At 62.5% G+C, this 12,696-nt stretch carries 11 protein-coding genes; 8 read left to right on the top strand and 3 right to left on the bottom strand.

Annotation, left to right across the window (positions count from 1 at the left end):
• Positions 1-214 precede the first annotated feature (214 nt).
• Both EN781_RS10530 and EN781_RS10525 read right to left on the bottom strand, forming a co-directional pair.
• Complete coding sequence (locus EN781_RS10530; RefSeq protein ID WP_126056439.1) at positions 215-433, bottom strand: hypothetical protein; 219 nt, start codon at positions 431-433, stop codon at positions 215-217.
• A gap of 158 nt (positions 434-591) precedes the next feature.
• Complete coding sequence (locus EN781_RS10525; protein ID WP_126056438.1) at positions 592-1,503, bottom strand: LysR substrate-binding domain-containing protein; 912 nt, start codon at positions 1,501-1,503, stop codon at positions 592-594.
• 327 nt (positions 1,504-1,830) lie between these two features.
• Between EN781_RS10525 and EN781_RS10520 the strand changes: the two genes are divergently transcribed.
• The 4 genes from EN781_RS10520 (at position 1,831) to EN781_RS10505 (ending at position 6,292) form a co-directional block, all read left to right on the top strand.
• Complete coding sequence (locus EN781_RS10520) at positions 1,831-2,598, top strand: SDR family NAD(P)-dependent oxidoreductase (RefSeq protein ID WP_126056437.1); 768 nt, start codon at positions 1,831-1,833, stop codon at positions 2,596-2,598.
• A gap of 7 nt (positions 2,599-2,605) precedes the next feature.
• A complete protein-coding gene (locus EN781_RS10515; RefSeq protein WP_126056436.1) occupies positions 2,606-3,370 on the top strand; it encodes a glucose 1-dehydrogenase in 765 nt (254 codons plus the stop codon).
• 257 nt (positions 3,371-3,627) lie between these two features.
• The gene (locus EN781_RS10510) at positions 3,628-5,181 is read left to right on the top strand and encodes a trimethylamine methyltransferase family protein (RefSeq protein ID WP_126056435.1); all 1,554 of its coding nucleotides are present in this window, start codon (positions 3,628-3,630) and stop codon (positions 5,179-5,181) included.
• An 82-nt stretch (positions 5,182-5,263) separates the two neighbouring features.
• Positions 5,264-6,292, top strand: coding sequence for a GlxA family transcriptional regulator (locus EN781_RS10505; RefSeq protein WP_189375297.1), 1,029 nt, complete (start codon positions 5,264-5,266; stop codon positions 6,290-6,292).
• A 72-nt stretch (positions 6,293-6,364) separates the two neighbouring features.
• Here the strand turns inward: EN781_RS10505 and EN781_RS10500 are convergent, their stop codons facing one another.
• Positions 6,365-7,363, bottom strand: coding sequence for a helix-turn-helix domain-containing protein (locus EN781_RS10500; protein WP_126056433.1), 999 nt, complete (start codon positions 7,361-7,363; stop codon positions 6,365-6,367).
• A 140-nt stretch (positions 7,364-7,503) separates the two neighbouring features.
• Here EN781_RS10500 and EN781_RS10495 point away from each other — a divergent pair, with 140 nt between their 5' ends.
• The 4 genes from EN781_RS10495 (at position 7,504) to EN781_RS10480 (ending at position 12,651) form a co-directional block, all read left to right on the top strand.
• Positions 7,504-9,501: an FAD-dependent oxidoreductase gene (locus EN781_RS10495; RefSeq protein WP_126056432.1), complete on the top strand. Its 1,998-nt coding sequence runs from the start codon at positions 7,504-7,506 to the stop codon at positions 9,499-9,501.
• A gap of 145 nt (positions 9,502-9,646) precedes the next feature.
• Positions 9,647-11,299, top strand: coding sequence for an ABC transporter substrate-binding protein (locus EN781_RS10490; protein WP_126056431.1), 1,653 nt, complete (start codon positions 9,647-9,649; stop codon positions 11,297-11,299).
• A gap of 270 nt (positions 11,300-11,569) precedes the next feature.
• Complete coding sequence (locus EN781_RS10485; RefSeq protein WP_126059235.1) at positions 11,570-11,839, top strand: acylphosphatase; 270 nt, start codon at positions 11,570-11,572, stop codon at positions 11,837-11,839.
• A 161-nt stretch (positions 11,840-12,000) separates the two neighbouring features.
• Entirely contained in the window at positions 12,001-12,651 is a 651-nt protein-coding gene (locus EN781_RS10480; protein ID WP_126056430.1) for a Rieske 2Fe-2S domain-containing protein, read from the top strand.
• Positions 12,652-12,696 lie beyond the last annotated feature (45 nt).

Raw genomic sequence — 12,696 nt, 5'->3', positions numbered from 1 at the left:
GCGCCGGAGAGGAATGTCGGCGAGCGATGACCGGATGGGTTTGACGGCAGCAGTGGGTTGAGCGGCGGCGGCTACACGCCTAGCGAGCAGCCCCGCCGACATTGCGGCGAGCTTGGATGCAATACTCAACGACGGTTCCTCCCAGGAGAACACCAGCACATCCTAATCTAGCACACGCGCCGCCGCGCTCGCAGTTACATTTGCTAATATCCGATCAACCGGTGCGAAGTCTTCTGGCGGACTCGATCTTCTTCAGCCGTGCCTTGGCCTCGCTCACGCGCCGCTGCGCACCTCTGATCCTGCAGCACAGGGCCAAATTGACAGCGACGTTGCCGTCCCCCTCCAGCAGTTTTTCAGCCCGTTCCAGGGCCAGTTCCGCTCGGCCGGCACGCTGCCGCGCCTTGTCCATTTCGAAGCTGTAAATTTCAACCATCTTTCCGCTCGCGTTGCGGTCCCTTCAAGATCGAAACCAGTGCCGATTGGATTGGTTCCGACACGGCGCGCAACAGCCTGTCACAATGCGGGGGCGCGGTTTGGCAGGGATCGTCTGGCTGGTCAATGGGAGATGCAGCGGCATCGCGGCGGGGAGTTCTAGCTTCCCCGCTCCTGTGCCGCTATTTCCCGAATCCAGCCGCGCAGGCTTTCGGCAGCGGGGGAAAGCATGCGGTTGTCATTCCAGGTGAGGTAGTAGCCGCCCGGCGCCGGCAGCTCCAGATCCGTCAGCCTGACCAGCTTGCCTTCGTCGATCTGCGCCTCGACCAGGCGGTGCCAGCCAACGGCAACGCCCTGGTCGGCCTGGGCGGCCTGCAGCGCCACGAAGAACTTGCCGAAGCGCCGACCTCTGGTCGAACCGTGCGGCACGCCTGCGCGCCGCAAAACCTCGTCCCAGCCGGCCCAGTCGGGATCAACCCAATCAACATGCAGCAGCGGCAGGTCAGCCAGCGATTGCGCGGTTGCATCGCGGTGCCTGCTCGCAAAGCCAGGCCCGCAAACGGGGTAGATGGTCTCGTCGAAAAGCAGCTCGGCATTCTCGTCCGGCCACGATCCAAATCCGTAGCGAATGCGCAATTCGACTTCGGCGCGGCGGTAGTCGCGAGGATCGTCGGAGATCAGGTGGTCGACGGAAATATCCGGGTGCCGCGTCCAGAAGTCCGGCATGCGCGGGATCAGCCACATCGATGCGAGGGCATCCGAGCAGGCCAAAGTAACGTTCCTCGAACGATCGCCGCGCTTCACATTTCGGACGATGTCGGCGGCTCGCGAGAAGCCGCTGGCGAGCACGCCGTAAAGGTCCTCGCCCGCGCTTGTCAGCGCCACGCCGGTCCCCAGCCGGGTAAAGAGCGGCACTCCGAGCTCGTCCTCGATCGCTTTGATCTGCCGGCTGACGGCGCCTGGAGTGACGTTCAGTTCCGCCGCCGCCAGCTTGAACGACAGGTGCCGGGCGGACGCCTCGAAAACCGCCAAGGCGGTCAAGGACGGCAGATCGTAGTAGCGGCGAACCATCTCAAGCTCCCAACAGTTCAATGATCGCGCGGCGCGACAGCTTGAGCAAGAGAGGCCAATCTGTCCGAAAGCCGTTTTTCGAGCGATGCGATAGCCCGCGTTTCGGCAGACTATGGCCGCGATCCCAACCCTTCGCGGCGGATCATAGGAGAATCCGACGAACCAACCCGTCGCGATCCCCGACGCCTTCCAATCAGCGTCCGACGCCGCTGTCGACCGCCGCGTAACTCAACAAGGAGGTGAGACTTTTGCAGGCTTGCGCCGCTGGCGTTCGGCGGTGGTTCGGAGAATATGAGCCGAATTCTCCCTCAAAATATGGCTCGAGCGATGACGGATACTGAGAAGAAGACGGTGGTGATAACAGGCGCGGCCGGGGGCATCGGCCAAGTGCTCTCCAGGCAGTTCATTGCCAACGGCTATCGTGTGGTCGCCGGCGACGCCGACCAGGCGGGGCTGGACAAGCTCGCCGCCGAGCTCAACCGAAGTGAGCAGAAGGTCTGGAGCAAGGCCGGCGATCTTCGCGACAAGGCCTATTGCGAGGATTTGATCGAATACGCCATCCAGGCCACAGGGCGTCTGGACGTGCTCATCAACAATGCCGGCATCATCACCCGCGGGAACATCCTCGAGACGACCGACGACGACTGGGAGCGGACGTTCGACATCAATCTGAAGTCGATCTTCTACACCTGCCGGCGCGCCATTCGTCATATGAAGGGTCATGGCGGCGGCGCGATCGTGAACATCGCATCCTGCTGGGGACTTTATCCCGGGCCCGGCCACGCGGCCTACTGCACCAGCAAAGCGGCCGTGGCGGCGTTCTCCAAATGTCTTGGCCGCGATCATGCCGGCGATGGGATACGGGTCAATGCGGTGTGCCCGAACGAGGTCAACACGCCGATGCTGCGCACCGGCTTCGCCAAGCGCGGTTTCAATCCCGACACCGCCATAGCGGAGCTCAACAGCACGGTGCCGCTCGGCCGGATCGCCGAGCCGGAAGACATAGCCGAGGTGGTCTACTTTCTGAGTTCCGACGCCGCCCGCTACATTGCCGGCACGACGGTCGAAGTGAACGGCGCAAAGCCGGTCTATTGAGGACACCATGGCTGACAGACTGGCAGGCAAGATCGCAATCATCACCGGCGGCGGGCGCGGTATCGGCGCCGGCATCACCCAGCGCTTTGTGGAGGCGGGCGCAAAAGTCGCCATTGTCCAGAGGAACTCGCCGCCTGAGACGATGCTCAACGAGGGTGTCATCTACGTGAAGGCGGATCTCTCCAATTCCCGGGACATTGCTGCTGCCGTCGAGACCGTCGTCGAACGGTTTGGTGGCTTGGATATCCTCGTCAACAACGCCGGCATCATGTTCGAGAAGACGGTCGACGAGATGACCGAGGCCGACTGGGACCAGATGATGGACATCAACCTGAAGGCCCCGTTTCTGCTGACAAAGGCGGCAATGCCGCACCTTCGGAAGCGGCCCTGCGCAAGCATCGTCAACATCGGCTCGATCGAAGGGCTGGCGTCCAATCCCGGGCATCCAGCCTATTCAGCCTCGAAAGCGGGCATTCACGGCTTCACGGCGGCGGTCGCCGTTGACCATGGGCACGAGGGCATCCGCTGCAACGCCATCGCGCCAGGCTGGATCAATTCCGACCTTAGCGAAGCCTACATTGACAGCATGGCCGACAGGGATCGCGTCCGTAGGGAGCTGCTTGTCATGCATCCGGTCGGGCGTCTCGGCCAGCCGACCGACGTCGGAAACCTCGCAGTCTGGCTGGCCTCGGACGAAAGCGCCTTCGTCACCGGCCAAGTCTACGTCATCGATGGTGGGCGCACAAAGAAGCTGCCGCTGCCGGTCTCTTGAGGCTGAGAACCCGGCAATCCGTACCGGCTTTGCGCGCAACTCGCCCCTGGATCAGGGACGAGCCCGACCAAGCAGAAGGGTGAATTCCGATGGTGTTGCCAGCGGCCGCGGCTTAGCGGCGGGAGGTCGGAGACTCGGCCTTTCCGCGCTTTAGTCAACAGGCGCGTGAGACTTTTGCAGTAGGTGAAATCCGCTGCTTCCGGCAATAGTTCCGGCCGGCTCACAAGGGCCGCACAATTTCTCTTGGAGGCCGCGTCATGACTGCTCAACTGCAAGTTTCTCGTAGGGGAGGGCGGGAAGCGCGGCGGACCATCCGCACGGCACCGAAGATCGACATGCTGCCGACGCTGAAGCGCGGCCTGCCGGTGCTGGAGCCTATGGATGCCGAGCAGGTCGAGCGCATTCACCAGGCTTCACTCGCGATCCTCGAAGACGTCGGCGTTGTGTTTCGCGACCCGATCGCGATCGAGGACTGGAAGAGGGCCGGAGCCGACGTGCGCGCGGATGACAGGGTCCATCTTGATCGCGGCCTGGTCATGGAGCTCATCAAGACCATTCCTTCCAGGATCGAATACTTCGCCCGCGACCCGGCGAAGAATGTCGAGCTCGGCGGGCCGAAGTCGATCTTCGTGCCGATGACCGGCGCGCCCTTCATGCGCGACCTCGATGATGTCAGGCGCGGCCCGACGATCGCCGACCTCGGCACCTTCCACAAGCTCGCGCACATGATGCCGGCGCTGCATTCGTCGGCGCACCACATCGTTGAGCCGATGGACCTTGTCGTCGCGCATCGGCACCTGCACATCACCTATTCGTCGATGAAGCATTCCGACAAGATCTTCATGGGCATGACCACCTCGCCCAAGAACGCCGAGGATGTGCTCGACATGTGCGAGATCCTCTTCGGCGAGGGTTTTCTCGAGACGCACGCCGTCACGACAGGCAATTGCAACGGCAATTCGCCGCTGGTCTGGGACCAGGTCATGCTCGGCGCCATGCGCGCCTTCTGCCGGCGCAACCAGCCGGTGCTGTGCTCGCCCTTCGTTCTCGGCGGCGCCAACACGCCGGCCTCCACCGCTGCGGCGGTAGCGCAGCTCAACGCCGAGGCACTTTCCGCGCTGGCTTACACACAGGTGATACGCAAGGGCTGTCCGGCAATCTACGGGCACTACCTTTCGACGGTGTCGATGCAGTCGGGCGCGCCGATGGCAGGCACGCCGGAAATCTCGCTCATGAACTTCATGATCGGCCAGATGGCTCGCCGCTACAACGTGCCCTGGCGCACGTCCAACCTGCTCGGCGGCGCCAAGGTTTTCGATGCGCAGGCCGGCTATGAGAGCGCCATGACCATGATGGCGGTCCTGATGTCGGGCGCCAACTACATCTGGCATTCGGCGGGCTGGAACGAAGCCGGCATGCACTGCTCGATCGCGAAGTTCGTCGTCGACGCCGAGGTCTGCTCGATGGGCTATCGGATGACGCAAGGCATCCAGTGGGACGATTTAGACGAAGCCTTGGCCGCTGTCCGCGATGTCGGCCCCGGCGGCCACTATCTTGGCCATCCGCATACGCAGGCCAACTTCGAGCGGGCATTCTTCATCCCCAAGCTTTTCGACAACAATTCGATCGAGCAGTGGTACGCGGACGGCTCCAAAGACATCAAAGTGCGCGCCCTGGAACATGCCCGGCGGCTTCTGGCCGAGTATGAAGAACCCACGCTAGATGTCGCGAAGGACGAGGAGCTGCGCGCTTACATAGACCGGCGATCGCGCGAGATTCCCGCGGTCGATGCATTGAACGAGGAATATTGAGGGTGAAGCCCGAGCCCGGAATGTTCGGTAACCCAACCGCCATGCACGGCCTCCGATGAACGCGTCCGCGAACATAAGCGCCATGAAGTCATCCGCCACGCCGGGAACTTCGGCGATAGCCGGCAGGCCCTTCGAGCTGGTGGTTTTGGTGTTGCCCGGCTTCTCGCATCTGGCGCTTCACGCCTATATCGAACCGTTCCGCATCGCCAATACGATATCGCGCCTGCCACTGTTCCGCTGGCGGATCGCGGGCCTGAACGCTGGGCCCGTGGAGGGTGCCAACGCCCTTTCAATTGCAGTTGATGCAACAATCGATGAGCTGGGTTGCGGATCGGACGATCGCAAGCCGGATCAGCTCGCGATAATGGCGGGCGAACCGGTCGAACGGCAACTGACGCCACAACTCAACGGATTTCTGCGCACGATTGCGCGCCGCGGCGTTTCGATATCGGCGGTTGGAACGGCGACATGGGTGCTGGCGCAGACCGGTCTGCTTGCGGGAACGCGCTGCACGATCCACTGGTCCCGGCTCGCCGCATTTGCCGAAGTTTTCAACCAGCCGCGAATACGAGATTCCCTGTTCGTCAAGGATGGGCAATATTCGACTTGCGCTGGCGAGCTGGCGGCATTTGACCTCGCAGTCGACCTGATCGGGAGCCACGCAGGCGACTACATTGCTCAAGAGGTCTGCCGGCACGCGACCGTCGAAGGTCAGCGTTCGGGGTCAAACCGCCAGACCGGGCCTTCAGGTCTTGCCTTTGCCGGCGTGAGTGACAAGCTTCTGATGGCAATGCGGATCATGGAGGAGAATGTCGAATTTCCGCTCTCCATGGATGAGGTTGCGCATCGGGCCGGAGTGTCGCGGCGTCAACTGGAACGCTTGTTTGCTGCTCATATCGAGGTGCCGCCGGTGCGGCACTATCTGCGGATACGCACGGACCATGCCAAGCGCCTGATCGAAGGCACGCGCATGTCCATCATCGACATAGCCATCGCCTGCGGGTTCATGTCAGCCTCGCATTTTGCAAAGTGCTTCAGGGCCTTCAACGGGATATCGCCGCAACAGTGTCGAGCAATGGTGCCGGCCTGGGTAGGCCCCGGACTTGGATAGTTGATCGGCCAGGACCCTTGGTCGTTTTGGGGAAGGCCGTTTCGAATCCGTCAGCGCTTGACCCCGACGGGCTCATTTCCCAATCCGCCTGAATTGCTTGGGGGTCATCGAAAAGTGCTTCTTGAAACTGCTGCAGAAATGCGCAGTGTCGCTGAATCCTGTTTCATAGGCGATCTCCGTGACACTTCGCCGTCGGCTCGCCAGGAGTTCACGCGCTGCGAGTAGACGTATCCGTCGCCAGAACACGGCTGGCGCGGATTGCAGGTCTGCGAGGAAGGCGCGATTCAGGCGCGCCTTGGAAGTGTTCAGGGAATGCGCGAGTTCCTCGATCGAGCATGGCGCATCGATGCGGGTCTCCATCACCTTCACCGCCTCTACGGTCAGTCGCGATGCCGCCCCGAGTGCCTCCTCGTAAGGTTTCGTCCGCAAGGCGATGCGCGGTTCCTCGGGTTTGAAGAGAAGGTAATTGAGGGCTTTTTGCGCCCTGCCGGCATTGCTGTAGTGCGCGATCAGGAAGGCCGCGACCTCAATCGCCACGATGCTCCCCGGGCATGTAACGATATTTCCATCGATGACATAGTTTTGGTTGGTGACCGGGCTGGCATGGTGGTACCTCGCCACGAACTCGCCCAGCGTGTCAAAGTGCAAAGCGCATTCGCGATGCCTGAGAAGCCCTGCCTGTGCCAGCACAAAGCTGCCCGTGCACAGGCCGATGATGGGGATGCCGCGCCTGTCCGCTGCCTGCAGGTAATCGAATGTCGCCGCATGGATCGTTTCCATATCCCGGACCAGCCCGCCGCACACGGCCAGGCAGTCGTATGTGGCTGGATCATCCAGGTTTCCCGTCGCGGCCATCTCTAGGCCGCAGCTTGCGCGCACCGGTAGCGGCCCCGCCGCAATGAAATCCCAGGCGAAATAGACCTGCCGGCTCTGATCCTGCCGGTCAGCGGCCAATCGAAGCGCATCCACGAAGCTCGCCATCGGCGTCAGGGTGAAGCTCGGACAAAGAATGATGCCGACCTTCAGATAGGGCAGCCCGACGCGATCAGGCGTTTTCAGTGCGGGTGTCAAATCCGGGCGCCTTTCCAACGCAGAGCACGCCAGCGCAATTCTTATGAAAAACGTGTCGCAATCACAATTCGTGAATTTCGCAGACCGCTAATGTTTGACCATCCAACGAGTGAGCGCTCGCGAGCAGAGACTCCCCTGACATGACGTTGACGCCGGCTTTTTCCAAAATCCTCGAGCCGCTCCAGCTGCGCCACAAGACGCTCCGCAACCGCATCAACTTCGGCGCTCATACCGCCAACATGGCCGAAGATGGCATGCCCGGAGCGCGCCACCTGGGCTACTACCTGGAACGGGCCAGGGGAGGCGCGGCCATGATCGTGGTCGAGCCGATGCCGGTCCACCGGACGGCTCGGCTGACGCGCGGCAATTTCCGACATGATGACGATGCGGTGATCCCTGGCTTCAGGGCGATCACCGACGCCTGCAAGGCGGAAGGCGCGGTGATGATCCACCAGCTGTATCACGTCGGCCAGCACGGAGATTACGACAATTCCTATAGTCCGAATTGGTCTCCCTCGGGCCTGCCGTCTTATCACGATGGGGACGGCAGCCATCGTATGCGTGAAGCCGAGATCGAGGAGATCATCGAAAGCTTTGTTGGCGCCGCTGTCCGGGCCAAGAAATGCGGCTTCGACGGGGTGGAGTTGTTCGGCCCCTACAACTCGCTGATCGAGCAATTCTGGCTGCCATGGTCGAACCGGCGCGACGACCGCTGGGGCGGCAGGTTCGAAAACAGGATGCGGTTCTCGACCGAGATCACCTCGCGCATCCGTTCGGTGACCGGCGATGGGTTCATCATCGGCCTAGCCTCGAGCATCGACGCCTCGGTTGAAGTCGGGATGAACACGGAGCTGCTCCAGGAGATTGCCGCCTATCATGATGCGCGCGCCCTGATCGACTACATCAGCTGCGGCACCGGCAGTTACTTCGATCACTCCTCGGTCATGCCGACGTTCCTCTTCCCCGACAAGCTCGGCGCCCCCAACGCCCATGCGTTGAAGGAGGTCTGCAAACACACCCGCGTCCAGGCCGAAAGCCATATCCGCACACCCGAAAATGCCAACGAGGTTATCTCGTCGCGCCAGGCCGACATGGTCAGCATCGTGCGCGGCCAGATCGCGGATCCGCACTGGGTCAACAAGGTGGCCAGCGGCCGCGACGCCGACATTCGCGGCTGCATCTCATGCAACCAGATGTGTTGGGGAAGGCGCTCCAGGGACTATTGGATCTCGTGCCTCGTCAACCCCTCGGCCGGCCGCGAATTCGAATGGGGTGGCGACCGCTTCGCGCCGAGCATGCAGCCGAAGCGCGTCTTGGTGGTCGGGGGCGGACCGGCAGGGCTCGAAGCGGCCCGCGTTGCCGCCGAGCGCGGCCACAGCGTCACGCTCGCGGAGGCCGGCCCGCAACTCGGCGGACAGTTCAGGCTCGCGGGTTTGCAGGCGCGGCGGTCTCAAATCCTGGAATTGATCAACTGGTACGAACGGCAGTTGACCAGACTGGGCGTCAGTCTGCTGTTCAATACACCGCTCGATGCCGGGGAGGTCGCCGGCCGCGACTTCGAGGAAATCGTCATCGCGACGGGCTCGCAACCCGCCGGCACGGGCTTCCAGCGTGGACTGCCTGGGCAGGACCGCCTTCCAGGGGTCGACTTGCCCAATGTCTGGTCAGTCGAGGATGTGATGACCCGGACGGCACGCCTGGGCGACCATGTGCTCCTCATCGATGACACGGGTGATTGGCGGGGCCTCGGCACCGCGCTCGAAATCGTGGCGCGTGGCCATCGCGTCACCGTGGTTACGTCCTGGCCAGTGGTAGGCCGTTTCCTGCAACGCACGGAAAGCGACGGCGTTGCGCGCGCCCGGCTGAAGAGCGCGGGCGGCGACTGGATAACCGACGCGGTGGTCAAGGCATGGCATGGCGACGGCGCGACGGTCAGGTGCCATCTCGATGGGACCGAAACCGTGATCGATGCCGATACACTCGTCCTGGCCACCACCAACGTGTCCGACACGGGGGTACGGGACGATCTCGAGGAACAGGCGCCCGCGCTGAAACCGAAGGTCATCGGCGACGCGCTGGCGCCGCGGCTTGCCGTGGCGGCGATCTACGAGGGGAGGGTGCTTGGCCAGTCGATCTAGACCGGCAGCCAGCCGACATTGTTGGCCGGGTCGGGCAGAGAGGCGGCGGTCCTGAGGTCCGAGAAACCGGCCGCTATGCAGGGGTTCGACATTTGGTTTGGGCAGCGCGTGAGAGACAAGCAATCATCAACAGGGAGCACTCAAAATGAAGTTTTTCAAAAGCGGCGGAACCCGCGTTCCAAAAGCGATAACGCGTATGGCGAAGGACGTTCGTGAGGGCCTTATGGACCGGCGCGAATTCCTCGCGATGGCCAGCGCATTCGGCGCATCAACTGCGGTTGCCTACGGCATGGTTGGCCTGGCCGCGCCGGCCCCGGCGTTCGCCGAGGAAGGCAAGAAGGGTGGAACGCTTCGCGTCGCCATGGTCGTGAAGCAACAGAAGGACCCGCGCACCTATGATTGGGTAGAGATGGCCAATATCAGCCGCGCCTGGCTGGAGCCGCTGGTCAGGTACACCCGCGAATTCACCTTCGAGCCGGTGCTTCTGGAAAGCTGGGAGGTCAACAGCGACGCCACCGAATACGTGCTCCATATCCGCAAGGGCGTGACCTGGAACAATGGCGACGCCTTCAACGCCGACGATGTCGTCCATAGCTTCAACCGCTGGTGCGACAAGAAGGCGGCGGGCAATTCCATGGCCGCACGCGTCAACAGCCTGGTCGACCAGAAGACCGGCAAGGCGCGCGAGGGTGCCGTTACCAAGGTCGATGATCACACGGTCAAGCTCTCGCCGAGCGACCCGGATATCGCGCTCATTGCCGGTCTCACCGACTACCCCGCCTTGGTCGTGCACCGCAACTTTGACGCCGACGGCGCCAATCCGGTCACGAAACCGATCGGCACCGGTGCATTCGAGCTCGTCTCCTACGATGTCGGCCAGAAGGCAGTCTTGAAACGGCGCGAGAGCGGAAAATGGTGGAGCGGAGAAGCGATGCTCGATGGGATCGAGTTCATCGACTATGGAACCGACCCGAACGCGATGGTGAATGCCTTCGAGGCTGGCGAGGTTGACCTAAACAATGAAACTGGCGCGGACTATGTCGAGATCCTGGACGGGCTTGGACTTCACCAGACTGAGATCCAGACCGCGACGACGCTGGTTGCGCGCACCAACGTCACGCAAAAACCGTATGACGATAAGCGCGTGCGCAACGCGCTCCAGATGGCGGTCGACAACGACGTCGTCCTCCAACTGGGCTATGCCGGACGCGGGACAGTCGGCGAAAATCATTTCGTCAGCCCGATTCACCCCGAATACTACCCGCTGCCAAAGAAGGCGCGCGACGCGGCGGGAGCAAAGAAACTGATGGCGGAAGCCGGCCAGGCGGATTTCGAGCACGAGCTGATCACCGTCGACGATGACTGGAACAAGAGCACGGGGGACGCGATTGCCGCCCAGCTTCGCGACGCCGGCATCAAGGTCAAGCGCACGGTGCTGCCGGGCTCGACCTTCTGGAACGACTGGACGAAGTATCCTTACTCCGTCACCGTTTGGTACATGCGCCCGCTTGGCGTCCAGGTGCTGGCACTGGCGTTTCGAACGGGCGAGGCCTGGAACGAGACCGGCTACTCCGATCCGGAGTTCGACAAGAAGCTCAAGGAGGCCCTGTCGGTAAGCGCGCCCGAAAAGCGGCGGGAAGTGATGAAGGACATCGAGACCATAATCCAGGACTCGGGGATCATCATCCAGCCCTATTGGCAGAAGCTCTACAATCACATGAGCAAGAAGGTGAAGAACTACTCCATCCACCCGACCTTCCAGATGGATCTGGAGAAGGTCTGGCTGGAGCAAGACTGACGCTTTTGCTTTTCGCTGACGGCCAGTGGTGGCTGCGGATGCCCTTTCCCTAGGAAGGGCAATACTGTGCTCTCACGCAAGCATGAAGGTTGCCGCCCACCGACGTCGCGGACAGTCCGTTCCGGCTGGCCGCGGCGTCTTCGCGTTTTCACTCACCAAACCGACTGGGTAGTCTGCCCCACTACCTTCTTCCGGTATCTTTTGTGCGGCAGTCGAAACAGTCGTATCCTGTCCCGCCGTGACGGCCGCGGACGAATCATGAAGGTCTCGATGAGCGAGCAAAACCCACGTTCTGCGCGGGAACGCATGACGATCCTCGGCGATGTCGAGGCGGCATCCTTTCTTCCGTGGATCGAGCGTCATGCCGCCAAGCTCGGGCTCGCGCAGGCAATATGCGTCACCGGTCCCGACCGGATCGAACTCGAAGTTGCCGGCCCGGCCGAACTCATCGACATGATGGAGATGGGGTGCTCTCTTGGACCAATCGATGTCTGGGTCGAGACCATTCGCCGGGCGCCGATCGAGAGCGAATCGGGCTAGCTTTGCAGTCGCAGGTCTTGCCTGCCACGGCGTCATGCACCTTTTTTAGGCTATTGTTGCCAGTGAGGAAATGTTGTGCAAACGTAACCGAGCTTATTAGCATATCCTTGACCGCGAAGCCGCGCTCGGGAAGATGCTAGGTGTCGTTTGAAAGTTGATGCATGCCGCCCTATCCGACTGGCTCATGGATGCCTGTTGCCCTCTCCGCGGACCTGCCGGCGGGAACCGTAATCCCGGCGCAATCCCCAGCCGGGCCGATTGCCCTTTGGCGAAGCCGTTCCGGCCGTGCGGCGGCCTTCGCCGACAGATGCCCGCATCGCGGCATGCGCCTTTCCCATGGCTTCGTGCGCGGTGAGAGCCTGTCCTGCATCTATCACGGCTGGAGCTATGCCCAGGCGGGAAACTGCCTGCGCATTCCGGCCCATCCGGCACTGGCGCCGCCGGACACGATTCGTGTCGCGACGCAGCCCGTCGAGGACGGCGGCGGTATCATGTGGATTTCCGTTGGCGAACCCGCCGCCGGGCCGCCCCGGTTCGAGGGCCTCGCCCCCCTGCGCTCGATGATGGTGGAAGCGGACATCGCGGCGCTGGAGGCGGTCGCGGGCACCAAGGCCGACGGAGGCCTGCTCGGCTACACCGAGAATGCCCGGACCGTCCAGCTGCTGCTTGCTCCGCAAGGGAAGGCGCGGACGCTGATGCATGTTCTGGTGGACCAGGGCAGCAGTCAGGCCGAGCGTATCGCCGCATCGAGGGCCGCAGAGGCGCTGCGGCGGGCGGCCGAGGATAATTCGCGCGGCGGGATCGCCCGATGACCCGTAACGCGATGATCGACGAATGGTATCCGGTCGGCCTTGCCA

Origin of the sequence: Mesorhizobium sp. M4A.F.Ca.ET.090.04.2.1 (assembly GCF_003999085.1) — a bacterium.
GTDB lineage: Bacteria > Pseudomonadota > Alphaproteobacteria > Rhizobiales > Rhizobiaceae > Mesorhizobium.
Note: the sequence above shows the minus strand (reverse complement) of the source record. Positions and strands in the feature narration are given on the sequence as shown.

Bases quoted from the DNA above. Each gene is read 5' to 3' on its own strand.
- EN781_RS10530 (WP_126056439.1), bottom strand. From the start codon at position 433: ATGGTTGAAATTTACAGCTTCGAAATGGACAAGGCGCGGCAGCGTGCC.
- EN781_RS10525 (WP_126056438.1), bottom strand. From the start codon at position 1,503: ATGGTTCGCCGCTACTACGATCTGCCGTCCTTGACCGCCTTGGCGGTT.
- EN781_RS10520 (WP_126056437.1), top strand. From the start codon at position 1,831: ATGACGGATACTGAGAAGAAGACGGTGGTGATAACAGGCGCGGCCGGG.
- EN781_RS10515 (WP_126056436.1), top strand. From the start codon at position 2,606: ATGGCTGACAGACTGGCAGGCAAGATCGCAATCATCACCGGCGGCGGG.
- EN781_RS10510 (WP_126056435.1), top strand. From the start codon at position 3,628: ATGACTGCTCAACTGCAAGTTTCTCGTAGGGGAGGGCGGGAAGCGCGG.
- EN781_RS10505 (WP_189375297.1), top strand. From the start codon at position 5,264: ATGAAGTCATCCGCCACGCCGGGAACTTCGGCGATAGCCGGCAGGCCC.
- EN781_RS10495 (WP_126056432.1), top strand. From the start codon at position 7,504: ATGACGTTGACGCCGGCTTTTTCCAAAATCCTCGAGCCGCTCCAGCTG.
- EN781_RS10490 (WP_126056431.1), top strand. From the start codon at position 9,647: ATGAAGTTTTTCAAAAGCGGCGGAACCCGCGTTCCAAAAGCGATAACG.
- EN781_RS10485 (WP_126059235.1), top strand. From the start codon at position 11,570: ATGAGCGAGCAAAACCCACGTTCTGCGCGGGAACGCATGACGATCCTC.
- EN781_RS10480 (WP_126056430.1), top strand. From the start codon at position 12,001: ATGCCGCCCTATCCGACTGGCTCATGGATGCCTGTTGCCCTCTCCGCG.